The 21,211-nt window shown below is 58.1% G+C and carries 20 protein-coding genes and 1 tRNA gene; all 21 read left to right on the forward strand.

Annotated elements, in window-relative coordinates:
* Positions 1-2: 2 nt before the first annotated feature.
* The 21 genes from ACO9S2_RS10805 to ACO9S2_RS10905 all read left to right on the forward strand — a co-directional run bounded on the left by ACO9S2_RS10805 (position 3) and on the right by ACO9S2_RS10905 (position 21,207).
* Positions 3-761: an ABC transporter ATP-binding protein gene (locus ACO9S2_RS10805; RefSeq protein WP_423722088.1), complete on the forward strand. Its 759-nt coding sequence runs from the start codon at positions 3-5 to the stop codon at positions 759-761.
* Between the two features lie 13 nt (positions 762-774).
* Positions 775-1,218 carry an outer membrane lipid asymmetry maintenance protein MlaD gene (mlaD, locus tag ACO9S2_RS10810; RefSeq protein ID WP_423722090.1) on the forward strand — a complete coding sequence of 148 codons (444 nt, stop codon included), beginning with the start codon at positions 775-777 and terminating at the stop codon, positions 1,216-1,218.
* A 108-nt stretch (positions 1,219-1,326) separates the two neighbouring features.
* The gene (locus ACO9S2_RS10815) at positions 1,327-1,920 is read left to right on the forward strand and encodes an MlaC/ttg2D family ABC transporter substrate-binding protein (RefSeq protein ID WP_423722092.1); all 594 of its coding nucleotides are present in this window, start codon (positions 1,327-1,329) and stop codon (positions 1,918-1,920) included.
* Positions 1,921-2,094: 174 nt separating this feature from the next.
* A complete protein-coding gene (locus ACO9S2_RS10820) occupies positions 2,095-3,144 on the forward strand; it encodes a BamA/TamA family outer membrane protein (RefSeq protein ID WP_423722094.1) in 1,050 nt (349 codons plus the stop codon).
* A gap of 683 nt (positions 3,145-3,827) precedes the next feature.
* On the forward strand, positions 3,828-5,777 hold the full coding sequence (dxs, locus tag ACO9S2_RS10825) for a 1-deoxy-D-xylulose-5-phosphate synthase (protein ID WP_423722096.1): 1,950 nt from the start codon (positions 3,828-3,830) through the stop codon (positions 5,775-5,777).
* 13 nt (positions 5,778-5,790) lie between these two features.
* Positions 5,791-6,975, forward strand: a complete 1,185-nt coding sequence (ispG, locus tag ACO9S2_RS10830) for a flavodoxin-dependent (E)-4-hydroxy-3-methylbut-2-enyl-diphosphate synthase (protein ID WP_423722097.1) — start codon at positions 5,791-5,793, stop codon at positions 6,973-6,975.
* A gap of 60 nt (positions 6,976-7,035) precedes the next feature.
* Positions 7,036-7,110, forward strand: a tRNA-Cys gene (locus ACO9S2_RS10835).
* 267 nt (positions 7,111-7,377) lie between these two features.
* Complete coding sequence (hpnH, locus tag ACO9S2_RS10840; RefSeq protein WP_423722099.1) at positions 7,378-8,394, forward strand: adenosyl-hopene transferase HpnH; 1,017 nt, start codon at positions 7,378-7,380, stop codon at positions 8,392-8,394.
* A gap of 19 nt (positions 8,395-8,413) precedes the next feature.
* Positions 8,414-8,809 carry a hypothetical protein gene (locus ACO9S2_RS10845; protein ID WP_423722101.1) on the forward strand — a complete coding sequence of 132 codons (396 nt, stop codon included), beginning with the start codon at positions 8,414-8,416 and terminating at the stop codon, positions 8,807-8,809.
* Between the two features lie 273 nt (positions 8,810-9,082).
* Positions 9,083-9,628 carry a carboxypeptidase-like regulatory domain-containing protein gene (locus ACO9S2_RS10850; protein WP_423722103.1) on the forward strand — a complete coding sequence of 182 codons (546 nt, stop codon included), beginning with the start codon at positions 9,083-9,085 and terminating at the stop codon, positions 9,626-9,628.
* Positions 9,629-9,843: 215 nt separating this feature from the next.
* The gene (locus ACO9S2_RS10855; RefSeq protein ID WP_423722105.1) at positions 9,844-10,362 is read left to right on the forward strand and encodes a c-type cytochrome; all 519 of its coding nucleotides are present in this window, start codon (positions 9,844-9,846) and stop codon (positions 10,360-10,362) included.
* Between the two features lie 38 nt (positions 10,363-10,400).
* On the forward strand, positions 10,401-12,104 hold the full coding sequence (locus tag ACO9S2_RS10860) for a cytochrome ubiquinol oxidase subunit I (RefSeq protein ID WP_423722106.1): 1,704 nt from the start codon (positions 10,401-10,403) through the stop codon (positions 12,102-12,104).
* Between the two features lie 50 nt (positions 12,105-12,154).
* Positions 12,155-12,961, forward strand: coding sequence for a c-type cytochrome (locus ACO9S2_RS10865; protein ID WP_423722108.1), 807 nt, complete (start codon positions 12,155-12,157; stop codon positions 12,959-12,961).
* Positions 12,961-13,896, forward strand: coding sequence for a ubiquinol-cytochrome c reductase iron-sulfur subunit (locus ACO9S2_RS10870; protein WP_423722109.1), 936 nt, complete (start codon positions 12,961-12,963; stop codon positions 13,894-13,896). The genes ACO9S2_RS10865 and ACO9S2_RS10870 overlap by 1 nt, the downstream gene beginning before the upstream one ends.
* A 2-nt stretch (positions 13,897-13,898) precedes the next feature.
* A complete protein-coding gene (locus ACO9S2_RS10875; RefSeq protein ID WP_423722111.1) occupies positions 13,899-15,014 on the forward strand; it encodes a cytochrome b in 1,116 nt (371 codons plus the stop codon).
* Positions 15,015-15,051: 37 nt separating this feature from the next.
* A complete protein-coding gene (locus tag ACO9S2_RS10880; protein WP_423722112.1) occupies positions 15,052-16,056 on the forward strand; it encodes a hypothetical protein in 1,005 nt (334 codons plus the stop codon).
* 26 nt (positions 16,057-16,082) lie between these two features.
* Positions 16,083-17,942 (forward strand): cytochrome ubiquinol oxidase subunit I, encoded by a 1,860-nt coding sequence (locus ACO9S2_RS10885; RefSeq protein ID WP_423722114.1) that lies wholly within the window; start codon positions 16,083-16,085, stop codon positions 17,940-17,942.
* 27 nt (positions 17,943-17,969) lie between these two features.
* Positions 17,970-18,593 (forward strand): c-type cytochrome, encoded by a 624-nt coding sequence (locus tag ACO9S2_RS10890; RefSeq protein ID WP_423722116.1) that lies wholly within the window; start codon positions 17,970-17,972, stop codon positions 18,591-18,593.
* Positions 18,594-18,603: 10 nt separating this feature from the next.
* The gene (locus tag ACO9S2_RS10895; protein ID WP_423722118.1) at positions 18,604-19,323 is read left to right on the forward strand and encodes a c-type cytochrome; all 720 of its coding nucleotides are present in this window, start codon (positions 18,604-18,606) and stop codon (positions 19,321-19,323) included.
* A gap of 52 nt (positions 19,324-19,375) precedes the next feature.
* Positions 19,376-20,209: an ethylbenzene dehydrogenase-related protein gene (locus ACO9S2_RS10900; protein WP_423722121.1), complete on the forward strand. Its 834-nt coding sequence runs from the start codon at positions 19,376-19,378 to the stop codon at positions 20,207-20,209.
* Positions 20,206-21,207 (forward strand): c-type cytochrome, encoded by a 1,002-nt coding sequence (locus ACO9S2_RS10905; protein WP_423722122.1) that lies wholly within the window; start codon positions 20,206-20,208, stop codon positions 21,205-21,207. Before ACO9S2_RS10900 ends, ACO9S2_RS10905 begins: the two co-directional genes overlap by 4 nt.
* Positions 21,208-21,211 lie beyond the last annotated feature (4 nt).

Consider the following 21,211-nt stretch of genomic DNA (forward strand, 5'->3'; position numbering starts at 1 on the left):
TCATGCTGAGGCTGGTGGGCGTCAAGAAGCGGTTAGGCGGTCAGCCTGTCCTCCAGGGAGTGGACCTCACAATCCCTCCGGGGAAGCTGACAACCATTATCGGTCCCAGTGGAGAAGGAAAGAGCGTGTTGCTGAAGCATATGATCGGTTTGCTTCAGCCTGATGAGGGGCAGGTGTGGGTCGGCGATGTCGATATTTCCCATCTCCATGGCCAGCCGCTTAACGAAGTGCGCAAGCGGTTTGCGATGCTGTTTCAGGGCGCGGCCTTGTTCGATTCGATGACGGTGTTCGATAATGTGGCGTTCCCGTTGAGGGAAAAGCTGAGGATGAAGGGCCCCGAGGTGGCGGCACGGGTGAACGGCATGCTTGAGCAGGTGGGGCTGGCCGGAATGGGGCATAAGTTTCCAGCCGAACTCAGCGGAGGGATGAGGAAACGCGCCGGTCTGGCGCGCGCCCTCGTGATGCGTCCGGAGATTGTGTTGTTCGACGAACCGACGACGGGATTGGATCCGCTCATGGCCAGATCCATCCACGAGCTCATCACCAGCACCCAGCGGACTTTCGGATTTACCGCGGTGATGGTCAGTCACGAGATTCCCGAGATCTTCGGGATTTCGGATTATGTGGCGATGTTAAAGCGCGGGCGAATTGCAGCCATGGCCCCTGCCGCAGAATTCCAGCGGACGACCGATCCGGAGATCAGGGAATTCATCTCTGTCGGAGGAGCGGAGGCGGTGTCCGGCGTGTCAGCCGGTCTGTAGAAGGAGTCTGGCGATGGAAAGTACGAAGTTGGAATTGGTGGTCGGCGCCTTTGTGCTGGCGGGGATTGTGTGCCTGGGCTACCTCTCCATTAAGCTCGGCAAGCTTGAGGTCATCGGCGGGGACCTGTACGAGGTCGCGGCGCAATTCAATTCGGCGTCCGGCTTGAAGTCCGGGGCGACGATTGAGATTGCCGGGGTCGAGGTCGGACGGGTGCGGGGGATTACCCTCAAGGAAGATCGCGCCGTGGTCACGCTTGCCGTGGGAAACGGGGTGAAGCTGTATACGGACACCATCGCCTCGATCAAGACGCGGGGAATTATCGGCGAGAAGTATCTCTCGCTGTCGCCCGGTGGAGGCGGTGATCCGCTGAAGCCGGGGGATATCATTCGCGATACCGAGTCCGGTCTCGACTTGGAGGAATTGGTCAGCCAGTATGTGCACGGGAAAGTGAACTGATACTGCCTGTGACGTGTCGGGGGATCTGGTGAGGAGGGGCATGATCGGGGGGGGCGAATGATGAACATGCGAAGTGGACAGCCGGGCGGCAGAGGGATTCGGAGAGTGATGGTCGCGCTTTGTGCCGCAATGCTTTCTGTCGGATTGGGCATCGGTACCGCGGTGGCGGGGCCGCCGACGGATTCGATGAAGGTCACAATCGACGAAGTGCTCCGGATCGTGCAGGATAAGGAGTTGAAGCAGCCGGCAAAGGCGGAGGAGCGCCGCTCACGACTGGAGAAAGTGGTGGCCGACCGATTCGATTATCAGGAAATGTCCCGCCGGGCTCTGGGGGCTCCGTGGAATACGTTGTCGGATCAGGAGAAGCAGGAGTTTGTCACGCTCTTTCGAACGCTCCTGACCAATTCGTATGCGGAAAAAGTGGAGACCTATTCCGGCGAAGGGGTGCAATACCTCAATGAACGGACGGAAAAAGAATACGCGGAAGTGCGGACGAAAATCTTGTCCGGCAAGACCGAAATCCCGCTGGATTATCGTCTGGTGAATCGGGGCACCGAATGGCGGGTCTACGATGTGGTCGTTGACGGGGTGAGTTTGGTCAGCAACTATCGCGGGCAGTTCACGAAGATCATCCGTGCGTCGTCCTATTCCGATTTGGTCGATCAACTCCGCAAGAAATCCGATAAGCTCAAAGCCCCGTAACACCATCCAGGCAAAACGTTCATGTCGGCCCTGTCTCGCGTCCTCATTATCGTCGGGTGTCTGTGTGCAGGGGCGGGGGCCGCATGCCTTCCTCCCGCGCGGGCGGATACGCAGGTTTTCCCGGTTCCCGCCGTGTCCACGACACGCAACGACGGAAACGAGGCGGGTTTGATCATGCCGATCATGCTCACGGATCCGGACGGCGAACTGAAGTATTTGATGGCGCCGATGGTCATTCACAATTCGATTGTCGGGACGAGGGGGGTGTTTAATCTCTTCCGGTACGAGCCTGGCGGGCGTGAGACGCGTTTTATCGCATCCCTCACGGAGAAGATCGAGCGGAAAATCCTGTTTTCCTATACCGATCCCGCCTTCAGTAACGGGCGATACTTCCTGCAATTTGGCGGGACGTATTTTAAGAACGCGACCTCGCGGTTTTTCGGGATCGGGCAGGATTCTGTTGCAGCGGACGAAACCAACTATACGGCGCGAGAATATCGGGCCAACTGGCGGTTCGGGATCTATGTCAACGAAGTGACGCAGATTTCGGTGGGACAGCGGTTTCGCGATGTGCAGCTGCAGCCAGGGGCGACGGATCTGCCCTATACCGTCGAGCGGTTCGGTGATGTTCCAGGTGTCAACGGGGAATCCACCATCATCGGCCATCGGGCGAGTTTCCACTACGACACGCGCAACAATCTCGTGACGCCGACGGATGGCATGGCGGTGACGGCCTATGCGGAGTTAGGTCAGAACCTCAGGAACGGCGATCATCCGGTGTACTCACGCTATGAGCTTGAGGTGAAGCAGCTGTTCCCCAGCGAATCGAAGCGGGCGATACTGGTGGTTCGGGCGGACTTGCAGGCGACCATTGGCACCCAGGTGCCGTTTTTTGAGCAGAGTTCGTTGGGGGGGCAGAATAACCTGCGGGGGTTCGGCGTCGATCGCTTTATCGACAAACACCTGGTGGCGTTCAGCATCGAAGAGCGGATTCATATCGCCAGGATGAGAGTGGCCGGCGTGATGGCCGATTTCGAAGTGGCGCCGTTCATCGATTCGGGACAAGTGTTCGGGGACTTTAAAGACGTGAGCTTTAAGGATTACCGGTTTACGCCGGGTGCAGGGTTCCGGGGGATTGTGCGTCCGAATGTGGTCGGGCGTGTTGACTATGGCTATAGCCGCGAGGGCGGCGCGGTTTTCGCGGGGCTTGATTTCCCCTATTGATAGATGTGCCGGGTCGTGACCGAAGGCCTGGCGCGGGTGTCGCTGATCGGCGATCGTTGTGTCGCTGATGTGGTGTGCCGGAGGACATCGAATCGGGTCTCCGCTGAAGGCTTGGGCGTTCAGCCGTCCGCCACTGTCACCCGATTCATGAATAGAGAAACGTCTGGCGCCCGAAGGGGTGCCGTGGGGGAATCCGAAATGAGTCGTGCCTACGCGAAGAATCGCAGGAGTTCTGTGCTGCCGGAGGTTTCGGCTCTGTGGCGGTCGAAGGTCTCTGGGTGGAAAATTTCTCGATCGCAGCACAATGTGAGCATGTCTCTTCGCCGGGCTCTGGAAGAGGGACTCCTGTGCTCGATCGAGGCGTGCCCGAAGTGGTCGGGATTCAGTTATTGGCCCAAGCCCCATCTGTTTTGGGAGGTGCAGGGCGGTGAGAACGTGGGCTTCATTGCCGGTAGTGCAGGCGACTGTACCCTGTCAACGCCGGTCACCTATCATTTCATTTCGGGTCTAGAGTATGGGAGGGAATACAAAATGATGATTGAGCCCGAAGTGCTTGACATGAATGCCACTGTATGTGAGACTGAAATTTAAAGTGGTTGATCTGCGCAAATACCCTGGCAGTCCCTCTCTGAACAGTGTTCTGTTGAAACCAATCCAGCACGTGAGATAAGGGAGACGCTTCTATGTCGATCTTGAAGACTATCCAGAGCCCGGACGATCTCAAGCGGTTGTCGCCCAGTGAGTTTCCCGCCTTGTGCGAGGAAATCCGGGAGCAGATCATCACCACCGTGTCGACTGTCGGAGGGCATCTCGCCTCGAATCTGGGCGTCGTCGAGCTCACTGTGGCATTGCACTACCTCCTCAAAACACCCACAGACAAGATCGTGTGGGACACCAGCAATCAGGCGTACACACATAAGCTCCTTACCGCGCGCCGTGAACAGTTCCATACCTTGCGTCAGTACGGGGGACTCAGCGGCTTCACCAAACGCGAAGAGAGCGAATACGATACGTTTAACGCCGGTCACGCGGGAACGGGCGTGTCGGCCGCATTCGGCATGGTCGCAGCCAGGGAGCAGTTGGGACAGAAGCATAAGGTAGTCTGCCTCGTTGGCGACGGAGCGATGACCGCCGGTATGACGCTCGAAGGTCTGCATCATGCCGGGGGCATGGGGAAAGATTTCCTGGTGATTTTGAACGACAACCAGATGTCGATTTCCAAAAATGTCGGGGCGATTTCTGCCTATCTCAGCCGGACCATTACCGGAGAGTTTTACGGAAAGGTGCGTGAAGAGACTGGGCACTTGCTGGCGAAAATCCCGCATATCGGCCCGGACATGCAGAAACTGGCGCGGCGCGCAGAGGAACTCGCCAAGGGAGCGATTCTTCCGGGATTGCTGTTTGAAGAATTGGGCTTCCAATACAGTGGACCTATCGACGGCCACAATTTCGAGCATCTGCTCCCCACGCTGGAAAACGTGCTCAAGATGAAGGGGCCGGTGCTGCTGCACGTGATCACGAAGAAGGGGCTTGGTTATGAGCCGGCCATGAAGAATCCCGTGTGGTTCCATGCCTGCCCCCCCTTCGTGCGTGAGACCGGCGTGCCGGCGAAGAAGGCCGTCCGCCCGTCCTATACCCAAATTGCCATGGAGTCGCTCACGAAGCTGGCGCGTGAAGATAAGCGGGTGGTGGCGATTACCGCGGCCATGTGCGAAGGGACCGGCCTTACGGCGTTTGAAAAGGAATTTCCTGATCGCCTCTACGATGTCGGGATTGCCGAGCAGCATGCGGTGACCTTTGCCGCAGGGCTTGCGACCCAAGGATTGAAGCCCGTCGTCGCCATGTATTCCACATTCCTGCAGCGGGCCTATGACCAGGTGGTGCATGACGTCGCCACGCAGAATCTGCCGGTCGTGTTCTGCATCGACCGCGGCGGGCTGGTGGCGGAGGACGGCACCACGCACCATGGCGCGTTCGATTACGCGTTCCTGCGCCATGCTCCGAACATGACGGTGATGGCTCCGAAGGACGAAAACGAATTGCAGCATATGATGAAGACCTGTCTGCAGCATGAGGGACCGGTGTCCCTCCGCTATCCGCGGGGAGTCAGTCTCGGGGTGCAGATTGATGCGGCGCCCGCAGCGCTCCCGGTCGGGAAGGGCGAGTTGATGAAGGATGGTTCGGAAGTCGCGATCATCGCCATCGGTGTCTCGGTATGGCAGGCCATGCAGGCGGCCGAGCGGTTGACTCAGGAAGGCGTATCGACAGCTGTGGTCAACGCCCGGTTCGTGAAGCCGCTGGATCACGAGTTGATTGCGGACGTGGCCAAGCGAGTCCGGTATGTGGTGACCGTGGAAGAGGGCTGCAAGATGGGCGGCTTCGGTTCGGCGGTCTTGGAGTCGTTGTCCGATGCCGGGATTACCGATGTGACGACGAAGGTGCTCGGGTTGCCGGATTGGTATATTGAGCAGGGGCCGCAGGATTTGCTGCGTGAGCGGTACGGCCTGACCGCCGAGGGGATTTATCAAAGCGTGAAAGAACTCATCGGGAAGACTCCGGTTGCGAATCGGGAGCGGTTCAGCGTCGGGTCCGTGATGGACCATCTCCCGCACGGAGATGAACAGGGGAGCTAGGCGGGCTCGGACGATGCACATTTCAAGGCGGAAAACCCGGCAGATTACGGTGGGCACGGTAAAGGTGGGCGGCGATGCGCCGGTCTCCGTGCAGTCGATGTGTTCGACTGACACGCGCGATGTCGCGGCGACGGTCGAACAGATCCGTCAACTGGAAACCGCCGGGTGTGAAATCATTCGTGTCGCGGTGCCTGACGAAGAGGCCGCGAAGGCCCTGCCCAAGATTAAAGCGGCGATGACGGTCCCGCTGATTGCCGACATCCACTTCGATCACCGGCTCGCGCTTCAGGCGGCGCAGGTGGTGGATTGTGTGCGCATCAATCCGGGGAACATTGGCGCCTGGTGGAAGGTCGAGGAAGTCATCAAGGCCGTCAATGAGCGCGGGATTCCCTTGCGCGTGGGCGTGAACGGCGGCTCCCTGGAACGACACGTGCTCGAAAAGTATGGTTGGCCTTCACCCGAGGCGCTGACCGAATCGGCCTTAAGCGCGGTTCATGCGCTGGAGGATGTCGGCTTCACCAACATGAAGGTGTCGCTCAAAGCCTCGGATGTGCATCACGCGATTGATGCCTATTGGCTGTTTGCCCACCAGTCCGACTATCCGTTGCATATCGGGATTACCGAAGCCGGTACAGCGATGACCGGAGCCGTGAAGTCTTCCATTGGACTCGGCTACCTCTTGTCCCAGGGTATCGGGGATACGCTGCGCGTCTCCCTTGCTGCCGATCCGGTGGAAGAGGTGAAGGTCGGTTTTGAGATATTGAAATCGCTGGAGCTACGCCATCGGGGCATCAATGTGATTGCGTGTCCGACCTGCGGGCGGGTTGAAATCGATGTAGTCCGGATGGCGAACGAATTGGAAAAGAAGCTGGGGCACATCAAGACCCCGCTCAACGTGTCTGTGCTGGGCTGCGTCGTGAATGGCATCGGCGAAGGGAAAGAAGCCGATATCGGCATCGCCGGCGGAGAGGGGAAGGGCATCCTCTTCAAAAAAGGGAAGCTGGTCAGAAAAGTGCCGATGGAAGAATTGATGGATACCCTCATTCAAGAGGTTGAGCAGCTCGCCAAAGAAAAAGAAGCGGAAGGCAACGGAGCGGCCGTTGCCCACAACGATGGTGAGTGGGAACCTCTCGTGCCTGAATCAGGCCAGCGCTCGACGCTCGGGAAAGAAATTCCTGTCCTCTCAAATAAACAGTAAGTTTTTCCTCCCGCCCCTAGCCTCTTGCCCCTTGCCCGGACTATAATGCCCCCTTCGCGAGGCGCCGTACCCAAGTGGTAAGGGAGCAGTCTGCAAAACTGCGATGCAGCGGTTCGAACCCGCTCGGCGCCTCCAAACGGAACTCGCTCGACCAGGAGCCTGGAGGATGGTTTCCGGCAAGAGGGGCACGCATTCAGTGGACGTCTTTTTCGATTGGTCCGCCGACTCAGCATCGTTGCCTCGCCGAACTTCGAGGATCATCAACGAGGCGCCGTTTTTCAGGTCATGGAAAATTGACGGGGTCTGGGGTAGATGTTAAAATCTGCCGAAGTTTCTATTGCTTCCATCTCCGGCTATTCTAAATAGCCGTTCACGATACAATTTCATCGGAAGGAGAGAGGGATGGCCGTACCGCTTTCCCAGATGTATACAGTGTCGAAGTATGTGCTCACCCAGAAATTCAGGGGGGTGAAGCGCTATCCGCTTGTGTTGATGTTGGAACCGCTGTTCCGCTGCAATTTGGCCTGTGCCGGTTGCGGCAAGATCCAATACCCGGATCATGTCCTCGACAAGCATCTGACGCCCGAGCAGTGCTGGGCTGCGGCGGAGGAGTGTGGCGCGCCGATCGTCAGCATTCCTGGCGGCGAGCCGCTGATCCATCCGCAGATGGCCAAGATCGTTGGCGGGCTGGTCGCGCAAAAGCGGTATGTTTATCTTTGCACCAATGCGATTTTGATGGAGCGCAAGCTCGATGAATACAGGCCGTCCCAGTTTCTGACGTTCAGCGTTCATATGGACGGATTGCGCGACGAGCACGATCTGGCTGTCTGCCGCGACGGGGTTTATGATGTGGCGGTCAAGGCGATCAAGGCGGCGCTGAAGCGCGGACATCGTGTGACGACCAATACGACATTGTTTGATGACGCGAATCCGGAGCGTGTAAGAAAGTTTTTTGATGAAATGATGGCCCTGGGCGTCGAGGGAATGATGATCTCGCCCGGCTACAGCTATCAGAAGGCCCCGGACCAGCAGCATTTTTTAAAGCGTGAGCGCACGCGGGAATTGTTCTCGCGCATTCTGGGCCGCCCCAAGCGCGGCTGGCAATTCAATCAGTCTCCGCTGTTTCTTGATTTCCTGATGGGGCGTCGCGAGTATCAGTGCACACCCTGGGGAAACCCGACCTATAACGTGTTCGGCTGGCAAAAGCCCTGCTACCTGCTGCAGGAGGGCTATACGAAAACCTTCCGCGAGTTGATGGAACTCACCGAGTGGGACAACTACGGGACGGGCCGCAATGAAAAGTGCGCGGACTGCATGGTCCATTGCGGATATGAGGCGTCGGCTGTCGAGGATACGTTTGGTACGGTGTCGGGGTTCAGCCGGACTGTAAAACTGACACTCCTGCCGACGAGCCGCTAGGCGCACCGGCGATATACTCATGACGGACACCAAGACTCACAGCGGATCTATCGGCTCGGGTCCTCTGCAGGGGCGCCGGTTCAGCCCCCAATCATTCAATGAAACGGTTGAAGCGATCGAGTTAGCGTTCGACTATCGCGGGGATGTGACGGTTGGCCTCAAGTCCGGCGAGCAGGTCGGCGGCTATCTGTACAATCGTGAGTTGAAGGGGGCTGATTCCAGCTTCGACCTCTTTCCCGCGGACAGCGCCGAGAGCCGGCGAATTCGCTATGATGAAGTCGCAATGGTGGCATTTTCAGGCGAGGATACGGCATCGGGTAAGTCGTGGGAAAATTGGGTGGCCAAAAAAGAGTCTGAGCGCAAGGCCGAAGCGGACCGAGTTGCAGCCGACGCGAAAGCGCGTGGCTACCTGTAGCGGTCAATCTATCGCTCTTCTCTCCTCCTGCAGTTCAAATATTTCCCGCCGGGCGCGTTCACCTTTCTCGAAGATTCCACGTGCATGCTGTGCAGGCGGTCCTGCCTGAAATTCTGTTTCCCCACGTGGGATTCCACGTGTCCTGTAATTGACAAAGGATAGGGGCTATGTTAGAAGAGTCGGCCTTAAAATCGGCTGATGGCGCATGCGGGAACGCACTGCGCCGCAGCAGGGTCGGTTCGTTCGACGCAATGAGGGGATTGGCGCAGACGAGTGGATTGGAAGCAGATCAGGCAGTCCGGCTCTCGGTGGAATTTCACTGCCGCATTAGTCGGTATCGGTGCCTTCCTGATTCAGCCTGCCATTCTCTATGCGACTCATGAAGCGGACCATCGATTTACAGTCGAAGGATTTGTGTGCGGGGCCGACGGGAAGCCGAGTGCGAATATAGAGGTTCTTGTTAAGGATACGAGAATCTCCTACGGGCAGACCGTTACGACGGGAGAAGACGGGTACTACAAAGCTGCGTTTCACCTGCATAACGATAATTTAGGTGATCCGCTTCTTGTCGAAGCCCGGGGAGAGCAGCAGAATCTCAAGGTTCAGTTCGATCCCAAGGACCTTGAGGCCGAGCGAAAAGTTCAGGTCAATTTCGGGTCGGGATGCGTGCATGATCGAGCTGCCCCTCCGGCCTGGTTGCTGATCGGGTTGGGGCTGTCGGCCGCGGCGGCCGGTCTCTTTGTCGGGCTGAAAGTGATGAAGTCCAGGAGAAAAAAAGCGGCTCAGCGGGAGAGCGGACCGGGGAGGCGGAGAAAATAGGCTGACGGTTCGTATGGGCCCGTCGATGTTGAGTTCGGATCCGATGCTGGTCAGGTAAGGATGTGCATGGCTGGGATGCATTGCGGTGAACGTATGTTGGCGCTTTTGTCGAGGGGGCGGTAATCCTCTGCGGGAGCGTCTTTTTTCTGTCTTTTTACTGCGCGTACGCGACATTGAAAAGAAGACGGGCTGATGGAAAGGAGTGGTGAATTGATATGAAGATGACATGGCACTTGATGTTGGCGCTGGGGATGGGGTTGGCGATCGCCGGTTGCGGCGGCGGCGAAGGCGGCGGTGAAGGTCCGGTTGTTCCTCCGCCCCCTGCTCCGGCTGAATATGCGGACAAGCATATGCCCGCTGGCTGGTGGACCGATGCGGCGAAGCTTGAGGAGGGCCGGAAGCTGTTCATCGGTGAGACCAATCCGGATGTCAACTGCGCCAGCTGTCACGGTAAAGACGGGAAGCCGGTCAAGGCGGGCGCGCGTGACTTCCGCGTCAGCGACCGCATGAAGTTGTATTCTGACTCGGTCTGGTTCTGGCGTATTTCCGAGGGCGTGCCCAACACCAAGATGAAGGCCTGGAAGAGCAAGCTGTCCGATGAGGACCGCTGGAAGCTGGTTTTGTTTGAGCGCAGCTTCGGATTGGCGGGCAAGGGCTGGGATGAAGGGAAGAAGGCGTGGGTCGATGCGGCCAGCGTGGCGGCGGCACCTGCAGCCCCGGAAGCCGGAAAGTAAGTAGGGATTAATCTAGTTAGGAGGAGCGGCGAGGCATCATGAAAACATGGCAGCGCAGTCTCATGGTTCTCTTTGCGCTTCTGGCGCTGTTCGGCGGGGCGGCCTATGCGCAGGCACCGGGTACGCCTTCGGTTGAATTTCCCTACACGGGGAATCGGACGGCAGTCTGGATCGTCGCTCAGCTCCATATCCTTTTTGCGGGTTTCATTCTCGGGGCCCCGATCTTTGTCGTGATCTCGGAGTGGCTGGGGTATCGCAAGCAGGACCCTCGCTATGATCGGCTGGCAAAGGAAGTGACCAAGGTCACCGTCATCCTGTACAGCATGACGGCGCTGACCGGCGGCCTTTTCATTTTCGTGCTGCTGGCCACCTATCCACAGTTTACGACCTGGCTGATCAATCACTTCTTCATGGTCTTCGCCGTCATCTACCCCTTGCTGTTCATCGGCGAAACCATCGTCCTCTACATGTATTTCTATACGTGGGATGCCTGGAAGGGTAATAAGAAGGCCCGCCATATTGCCTTGGGCGTGCTATTGAACTTGATCGGTTCGATCACCTTGTTTGTCATCGACGGTCCGACGTCGTTCATGAATACCCCAGTCAAGGCCGAGGGTGTGTCGCCTGCTGAATTCCTGGCGACGGCTACGATCTGGGACAAGATGTTCAATTACAGCTGGATGCCGCTCAACCTGCACCGGCTGGTTGGAAATGTAACCTTCGGCGGATTCGTGGCTGGGTTGATCGCGGCGTACATGTATATGGGGGCCACCAAGGACGAAGAGCGCTCCTATTATGATTGGATGGGGTTTGTCGGAAACATGATCGGGGTCGGCGCCCTGCTCTTCCTCCCGTTCATGGGTTATCTGCTGGCCTACGAACTCTGCGACTACGATGCGTCGATCTGCCCCTACATGATGGCCGACCAGCTTTCGATGTTCTTCGAAATGCAGGGCGCGATGATCGGGCTGATCTTCCTGGCCAGTAATTATTACATCTGGCTGAGCATGAAGCGGATCGAGGGGGTCGAAAAGGTTCGTATGACCATCCTTGCGCCGATCGTGATGGTGGCCCTGCCGATCGTCATGACCAAGGTGCTCACCGATTATCCGGCGCCCGATCCCAAGTCGCTCATGTTCCTTTTGCCGATGCTGCTGGCGCCGGCGGTTCTCGGTCGTTTCATTCCGATCACTGTTTCTTCCAGGACCGTCATCAAGATCGGTTTCTTGATGGTCGTCGTGGGGAATGCGATCTGGATGACGCCGCATGGATTTGTTCCGACCGGCGCGAAGCTGGTCGCCGAGCTCGAACTCCCGTCCGACTGGAACTTCCTGGCCCTGATGCCGGCGAAAAATTCCGCCGCCTTTACGCTGGTGTTTGTGACGGTCGTGAACTACATCATCTACAACCGTGCGGTCACGCAAGGCACCATCGTCTGGGGGAAGATCGATTACGCCTCCCAGTTTGTGTTGATCTTCCTGGCCTTCAGCGCGATCTGGACCATGGGTCTGATGGGGGCGGTTCGCTCGCTCCTCCGGAAGTACTTCCATACGTATAACCTGCTGCCGGACTTCACGGCGGAATCCTTTACTCCGACGCTGGCCTATTCGGCCTGGTGGATCACGGGAATCACCGTCGTGTTCTATGCGGTCGTCAGTTTTGCGATCGTCGTCACGTTGCGCGCCTCCCATCCGAAAGATCATGCGCACGAGGGCGAGCCTGTTCCGGCGGGGGCAAAGTAGGGCTTCAATTATTCCTGCTGCATTCATAGGGATCTAGTACGAGGAGCACTATGGGCAAGGCAATCGTCAAGATTATCGTCGGATTAGTGATCGGCGCCGGGCTGTGGGTGGCGACGATGGCGTTTGATTTTCCACCCGTGTTCCGATGGCTGTTCTTCGGATATGCCGCTCTCGGCACTGTTGTGTTCTTGATCCTGGATGCGCCGACGATGAAGGTCATGAGCGGCGGCAAGGCGCTCGTCTCCCTTCTCGTGTTCTACGCCATTCTCTGTACGGTCTATATCTCCGGCGCCTCGCTCTGGCCGCAATATGATCCGGAAGACGAGAAGGGGAAAATCGCCAAGCTTCTGAAGGGGAAGCCGAATCTTCTGGATCCCTGGAAGGCCGAGGAAGTGATTGCCAGGGCAAAAGAGCTTGATCAGAAGGCGAAGGAGTTGACCGAGCGCATTAAAGCGCTCGGCGCGGCTCAAGCTCCGGCCGGTCAGGACGCCGGTGGGCCCGGGGCGCCTCCTGCCACGACGGGAGCTGCTGGCGGGGATTTCTTGAAGCTCGGGGAAGAGCAATGGCAGCTGCAGGAGTGCTACAACTGCCACAAGCTCAAGGGCGAGGGCGGCAAGAAGCGCGGTCCTGAGCTCGATAACATCGGCACCTTGCTGCCGCAGGACGAAATCGCGAGAAAGATTCTTGATCCCAAGTCTTATAAGGCCGAAGGCTTCGATGCCGAGTACGAAAAGGGCAAGATGCCTGACAAGTACAAGGATCTCATGGAGCCGAAGGATGTGCAGGCGCTGGCGGCGTGGCTTGCAACGTTCAAGAACACGTCCGTGAACACACCTAAACCCATCAAGATGAAGTAATGATGCAGCCGAAGCTGAAATCCAAGGTCCGTGCAACGGACCGTGAAATCGGAGAAGTGACGCGAGTCATCGTCGATCCGCTCTCGCACGAGATCAGCCATATCGTGGTCTCGATGAACGGCAGCGGAGAGCGTCAGGTGGCGATGACCTTTGTGCAGTCGGTCACCGACGGGCTCGTCGAGCTTCGCGCTGCGGCTGGCGACATTCTGGACCTGCCGCCGTTCAAGCGCGATGAATACGTCACCACGCACGAAGTCGAAATCGCGCATCTCGAAGAGAAAGTGCACGTGACTCCCGGAGAGGTGCTCGTCCCGTTCCCGGAGTTGGAGAAGAGCGTCAAGCGTCGCACCTTCTTCATGAATTTTACCCATGTCATCGGGTTCCTGATCGGTCTTCCGATCGCGTTCCCCGTCCTGCGCTATCTGATGAAGCCGATGTATTCCCCCTTCGACAATGGATGGCTGAAGGTCGGCAATGTCAGCAAGATCAAGCAGGACGATATCGGCTTCCAGTTCAAGTATAAGCGCAAGGTCAAGGAAGCCTACATGCCGGAGTCTGAAATCGAGAAGAACGTGTGGATTCTTAAGGCCACACCGGCGGTCCTGGACAAGGTCTATCAGGGCAAGGACCTGGAGTTTAAGGACGCCTCCGGCAAGGCGGTCTGGACGAACAAGAAGGACATGCCCTACGTCGCGTTTTCGGGGAAGTGCCCTCACTTAGGCTGTGGGTATAAGTGGCGTCAACATAAGGTTCTCGGCCAGGTGTTCCTCTGCCCCTGCCATTTGAGCATCTACGACGCTTCCGGGAAAGTGCTCGATGGGCCGGCTCCCAGGCCGCTCGACTCCCTGCCGATCAGGGTGTCGGCCACGGGAGAGGTGGAAATCATCGACATGGAATTCAAGGCCGGCACTAAAACTCAAATTCGGATCATCTGAGCATGATGGAACAGACACCGCCTTCAGCGACAGGGCTCACCGCACTTGAAAAGGTCATCGCGTTTGTCGATGAGCGGGTTGGTCTTAAGACCATCCAGGCGAAGATGCTCAATGAGCCGGTCCCCGGGGGATCCCGATGGGCCTATGTGTTCGGCTCGATTCTTCTGTTCATCTTCATTATGCAGGCCGTCACCGGCATTTTGTTGATGTTCTATTATGTGCCGACCGCCGACCACGCCTTTGCCAGCACCCAGTACATCATCCATGAGGTCGATTACGGGTGGTTCCTGCTGAGTTACCATTTCTGGGGATCGACGGCGATGGTCGTGTGCGTGTTCGCGCACATGTCCCAGGTCTTTCTCTGGGGGGCATACAAGAGCCCTCGCGAGTTGATCTGGCTTGTTGGTCTGGCTCTCTTCGGCCTGGTCATGGGCTTCGGGTTTACCGGGTATCTGCTGCCGTGGGACCAGCGGGCTTATTGGGCGACAACCGTCGGTGTCGAAATCATGGACAAGACGCCGGTCATCGGGGACTTCATGGCGCGATTCCTCAAGGGGGGCGCCACGCCGGGCCAGATGACCTTGAGCCGTTTCTTCGTGATTCACGTCATGATTCTCCCTGCGGCTCTGATGGGGCTCGCAGGACTCCACATTTTCCTGTTCAGAGCCGCGGGCCCGGCCGGTCCGTTCCGGGGGACGCCGGAGGAAATCAAGGCGAAAACCGACTACTTTTTCCCGCGGCAAATTTGGAAAGACATCGTGGGCATGGTGACCGTGTTCCTCACCATTTGCGCCCTGGCCTTCTGGGAGCCGGTTGTCCTTCTGGAGGAGGCCACCCCAGACCCCGGCGATTATCACCCTGAGCCGGAGTGGTATTTCCTGTTCCTCTTTCAATTGCTGCGTCTCAAGATGTTCGGCGGTGAGTTCGGCCAGTTCGTGGGCGCAATGGCGCTGCCAGGCGCATTCATGGCGCTCCTGGCCGCGTTGCCCTTTATCGACCGCGACCCCGAACGGAATATTTTCAAGCGTCCCATCGCCCTGATCGGGTGGATCGTGGTCATGGCGATGATTCTGCTGTTCACTGTGGCAGCTATTATCAACCGAGAATTTCTGGATTAAACGAGCGAGGCGAAAGCTCCGCGCCTCTGGTTACACTATGACCGATCGAGAATCATCGTCTCCATTGAAGCTGGGATTGAATGTTCTCTGGTCCGCGTTCTGGACCGGGTTCCCTCTCAAACTGGCGTTTGCCCTTCTCTTTCTAGCCCTGGGCATGATGCACTTCGAGGGGCGGATCGGTCTGGCCATGCTCATGTATCTCGCCAGTCCGGTGACCGTCTTCGCGATGCCGATCCTCAGCATGGCGTTCGAGCCGCACCTTGGAGAAGGGGTCGGAATTGCTCTGCTGTTCCTGCTCTGTATCCCCATTGATATTTGGGCAATGGGAGTCGTGTCCAGGACGGTCTTTCTTGAAAAGTTGCGGCTTGAGCCGCCCGATGGGCTTGGTCTTTCTCTCTGGATCAAGAGTGCGCTGGTCGGCGCAGTCTATATGCCGATTCTCTGGCTCGTTGTCGGGTTTGTGACCGAGACGTCGATCAGTCTGTCGCACGCGCTCTTTGAGACCGAAATGCTGAAGGCCGTTCCCGTCGCAGAAAAGATCGGGATCGAGTTGACTCTCTGGGGAAGCGTGTCCTTGGGAGTCCTGCTCGTCATGCTCCTCATCGGGGTCTCGCTGGTCGGACGTGTGATCCGGAGTGCCGCCAAAACCGCGCAACCAGCCGGAGAAAGCTACCAGGGGATCATCACCCGTTGGGATTTGATGCGGGTGCCGGCGGATCAGGGATTGATGCTGACGGCCATCACGCTGGTGGGCGTGGTGCTCTCGATGCTCTTCTGGTCGGCGCTGCCGGTCAGTACGCCACATCCCCACGAGTGCTGTAAAAAGCCGGAAGTTAAGGCGCAGGCTCCGTACAAGCCGGTCGATTCGCTGAATAAGAATGAAAAGGCGATCGGGATCCTGGCTGCCCAGGTTGAGTCGCTTGAGAAGCTCAAGGCGGAAGAAGAGGCAGCAGAGAAGGAAAAAGACAAGGATAAGGGAAAGGCCGTAAAGGCCAAGCCTGCCGATGCTAAAAATTCGGCGCCGGCTTCAGTGACACACTAAGACTGGGCGACGAAGAGGTGAGGGCCATGATACACCAGCGTGGAATAGTTCAACGGCTTGTTCGATCCGTGGCCGAGTCGCCGGCCGCGCTTGCCGCGATCGGCGCGACTTGCGGGCTGCTCAGTCTGCCGGACCTCAGCCTGGCGGCCGACGCCGGCGGGGGATCAGCGGCAGTCGCCTATCGGGACGTTCCCGGGATCGGAAGCCGGAATCTCGTCTGGATCATCGCGCAATTGCATCTCTTGCTTGCCGGCTTTGTGCTGGGTGTGCCAATTTTCGCCTGGCTCTGCGAAGTCGTCGGATGGAAGAGCGGAGAGAAGCGCTATGACAAGCTGGCCAAGGAATTCACGAAGCTCCTCAGCTCCGCCTATTCCACGACGGCGCTTTTCGGCGGGATCCTTTTATTTATCCTGATCGGGGCCTATCCCAAGCTGATGGCCTATCTCAGCGATATCTTCTTTCCCTCTTTCATGGTCTATTGCGCGCTCTTCCTGCTCGAGACGGCCACCCTCTATATGTATTGGTACGGGTGGGATGCGATGTCCGAGGGACGGAGCAAAGTCTTTCACATCTTCCTGGGCTTCATGCTCAATGTCTTCGCGTTCTTCATCATGATTATCCCGAACTCCTGGGCCACCTTCCAGGCCAGTCCCGTCGTCATTGCCGAAGGGTCTGATATGGCCAGAGCCTGGGCGGCCACATGGAATCCGACCTGGTGGCCGGTGAATATTCACCGGCTGATCGCCAACGTCGTGCTCGGCGGATATATTTGCGGCGCCTATGCCGGCATCCGTTATTTGTCCGCCAAGGGCCCTGAAGAGCGCGAGCATTATGATTGGATGGGCTACGTCGGCAACTTCATCGGCGTGTTCGGTCTCCTTCCTCTGCCGTTTGCCGGCTATTGGTTGATGCGCGAGATCTACCAGTATAACCAGCAGATGGGCATCACCTTGATGGGCGGATTCCTCTCGTGGCTCTTTATTCTTCAAGCCATGCTGATCGGGGTCCTGTTCCTCGGTTCGAACTACTATTTCTGGCTGGGTATTACCCATCGAATTCCCGGATCTGAACTGAAGTATCGCCGCCCGATGCTGGCCATGTTGATCATCCTCCTCCTCTGTCTTGGAGTCTGGATGACGCCGCACTCGCTGGTCGCGAGTCTTGAAGAGGCCAGAAAGATGGGTGGAACGCACCATCCGCTCCTGGGAGTCTTCGGGGTCATGTCGGCCAAGATGACGGTGTCGAACCTGATGATCCTGGTTACCTTCATGAGCTTTATCATGTACTGGCGCGCCGGGAAGGAAGACACCGCAACCTGGGCGAAGCTGGCGAAGGCGGTGATGGGCGGAGTGCTGGTCATTGCCGGCCTGGTCGTCATGGTGCTGGGCGTGTGGGGGTATTTCGTCCCCGCCATCGTCCGCATCAACTATTTCTCGACCTCTCAAGTGCTCATCGTCATCTTCGTCATGCTGACCATCACCCCGCTGACGGCCCTCTTGCTCAAGAGTGCCAAAACCACCACGGAAATGGTGTGGGGCAAGATGCCGCCGCGCGCCGGCTACTCGCTCGTGCTGAACGCCATCATGGTCATCCTGTTGATGACGTTGATGGGCTATGCGCGCTCCTCCTCGCGCGTGCACTGGCACGTGTACGGGGTCATGCGGGATTCATCCCAGTACGCTTTTTCTCCCGCCCTCGGATATGCGGCCGCGTTGATGGCGGCGAACACATTTTTCTTCTGCATGATCGTCGCCTTCATCTTCTGGGTCGCCACGATGGGTGATAAGGCCAAGGGGCCCAAGGGCGGCCAGGAGAAGGGCGACCTGGGCCATGGGGCATTGCCAGCCATGGCCGGCGGTTCACCGACATTGGACAAGCAGAGCTAACGCGATCTTCTTGCTCAGAGGAGTCCTATGAGTGAAGTCGTTAAATTGCAGTTAATCGGTCTCTCGGTCATCGGGAGCGGCATCGTCATCCTGCTCTTTATCCGCTCGCAGTTCCTGCGGGTCATCGGATTTGTCGCCATCGTCCTTGGCCTGTTTTCGCTGGTGGCCCTGGCCGTTCCGCAGATGGCGTCGCTGCCGCCGGCCGAGGAGAGCATTGATATCGCCAGCATCAAAACTCCCGCTGACATGGCGTCGATCGGGCAGAAGATTTTCTTCAGCAAAGGCCAGTGCGCGCTCTGTCATACCATCGGTCCCAGCGAGTCCGCCCGCTGCCCGGACCTGAAGGGAATCGGCGCCAAGCTCAGCCGCGATTTCATCTTCGAAAGCCTGACCCAGCCCCAGGCCTACATCTATCTCGATTATCGTCATGAGGGTCCGCCGAAGGAATATCCGGCCAGGATGCCCTACATTAACAAGAATCCCATCGGGCTCTCGAAGAACGAAATTCTCTCCGTGATCGCGTTCCTGCAGCAGATGAGCGGTGAACCGATCTCGGTGAATCCGTCGGAGTTGGAGATGCCAGGGGCGGCCCCGGCGGCTCCCGTGAAGGCGGCACAAGCTGAAACCGTGACTGTCGCGCAAGCGCACTGAGGAGGAGTATATGGGAGGATCGCTGCTCAAGCCGGTCATTCTGATCGGGATCGTCTACGTCATCCTCAAGTTTATTGTGCCGAATATCCCTGGGTCTGCGCCGCTGCCCTCCAGCCTGATCTTCCTCTATCTCATGCTGACGACCACCGGGATAGTGATTTTCGCGACCCTGAGCGGCGAGTCCAAGGACGCCTTCTGGGGACCGATTCAGCGCTTCCTGACCGGCGAGAATATCGGAGGGTTGCAAGCCGTGCGCTATGCGGTCCTGATCATGTTCCCCTTGCTGGTCGGCTGGCAAACCTACGGGAGCACGGCCACCAGTGATGCGCCCCCGGGTGAAAACCGGACCATCCATCCGGCTCCTCCAGGAGAGTACACAGGATTATCGAACCCCGTGGCAAAGACACCGGAAAACATCATGCAGGGCAAAGGATTTTATGCCGCGTTCTGTTCTCCCTGCCACGGAGGGAACTTTGACGGCAAAGGGCCGGCGGCGAGGGGATTCAATCCTCCACCGGCTAACTTCGCCGATCCGACGACCATCGCCATGTTGCAGGAGAGCTATCTCTTCTGGCGCATCAAGAAGGGCGGCGTCGGGTTGCCCATTGAGGGGATGCCCTGGAAATCCGCCATGCCCCGCTGGGAAGTCGAATTGCCTGACGAATGGATCTGGAAGATTATTCTCGGCGAATACGATGGCGCCCATCAATCACCGCGGACGTGGGAATAATGCGATTGGACAGCGTGTTGTCGTCTAGTCGCACATTGAAAACGAGGCCAGCATGAAACCGGCTAATGAGATAAGGCAGTGGGTCGTACGGGGAGGGATCGCAGTTGTGACGGGGCTCCTCCTCGGTGGGACGACCCTGAGCATGGCGCAGGAGAGTGTCGCGGTTCGCGCGCCGATGGTGCAGGGCGCCCTGCCTGTCGATGATCCCAATGCGGCCGCGTGGAGCAGCGCGACTCCTGCCACGTTCCCGATGTCGCCCCAGGTGCATTGGCCGAATCGTATTCAGGAAGTGACCGTGAAGGATTTGTCCGTGCGGGCATTACATGACGGGACGCAAGTGGCCATCATGCTGGAGTATGCCGATCCGACCCAGGATCCCGATGATGCCGCCGCGCTTCAGTTTATGGTGGGAGATAAGAAGGCCCACTTTGCTCATGGGCAGCCCATGGCGCAGGTCGAAGGCGGTCCGGTCAATATCTGGTATTGGAAGAACAAGGACGGCAAGGGCGTGGATATGAACGCCCAGGGATTCGGGACCTTGAAAGTCCAGCCCCATCAAGACGTGAAGGCCAAGGCGGCCTATGCGAACGGGACCTGGAAAGTCGTGTTCTCCAGGCCGCTCTCGACGGAACATGCCGAGGAAGACACGCAGATTGTTCCCGGAGGCTTTATCAATATCTCGTTTGCCGTGTGGGACGGTCGAAAAGACGGAGCCGGAGACATCGTGGAAAAGGGCTCTCAGAAGGCCGTGTCCTCCTGGTGGTATTTCCGTGCCGAGGCCCCGCCCGATTATTCAGGGTACTATTATGCGGCCTTCGCTGCTGCGTTGGCCCTGGGGTTTCAGTTTGTCCTGATCCGCAAATTGAAGAAAGGGCAGGCAGCATGAAGGCGGCAAGACTACAAGTCATCGGGACGGTCGCCGGCCTGATTGGAATCTGGGCGATGACCGCGGGCGGTTGTGCCAACGAGCAGCAGAAGAAGGGCCAGGAGTTGTATGCCCACTACTGCATGCATTGTCACGGCGAGAACGGCCGGCAGAATGAGGGGTTCAACTGGTCCTCCATGCCGGATCCGAAGCCCAAGGATCTCTCGAATAAATCGGAAATGGGCACGTTCAAGGACGAGGATATTTTCAACACGATCTCCCGTGACATGAAGGATACCAGCCCGGGCGGGGATAAGATCGGGGACGACGACTTTGCCGTCCCGACCATGCCGACCTTCAAGTACACCCTCTCCGAGGATGAGATTTGGGCCATCGTCGGCTATGTCAGAACGCTTCACGGCATGAAGCTGGAGTTTAAGGTCGAGGAGCGCAAGAAAGAACTGACTGAAAGCCTGAAGGCGGCGCAGGAGAAGTTCGATCAAGCCAAGCAGACCTTTGAGGCGGCGGAAAAGAAAGCCAGCGAGGAAGCCGACAAGAAAGAAGTTGAAGTGGACGAATCGCTGTATGCCAAAGAGCAGGCGGCGATGGCGGCGGCCAAGAAGGAACTCGATGCCGCACAGGCGGGCCTCAATAACTTCTCCGCGCGTCCCGGCAAGGGCGTCAATGTCCCGCGTCCCGACTTGACGATGACGCCGGACGTGACCGCGCAGCAGGTCGAATTGGGCAAGCGGCTCTACCAGAACAAGTACGGCTGCAATGGCTGCCACAGCATCGGCGAAGAAGGCGGGAAGGTCGGTCCGGCCCTGGACCGTGCAGGGTTCCGCTTGAACGGCACCTGGATTTACCGCTGGCTCAAGAACCCGCAGTCCATGAAGCCGGAGACCCGGATGCCGGCTCTGGGGCTCAGCGATGCCGATGCGAAAGCTGTGACGACCTATCTCGGAACGTTGCGCGCTCCGAAGGCGGAAGAAGCGCCCGCCGAGAAACCGGCGAGCTGAGTCG

The sequence above is a fragment of the Nitrospira sp. NS4 genome (genome assembly GCF_049546785.1).
Classification (GTDB): Bacteria; Nitrospirota; Nitrospiria; order Nitrospirales; family Nitrospiraceae; genus Nitrospira_D.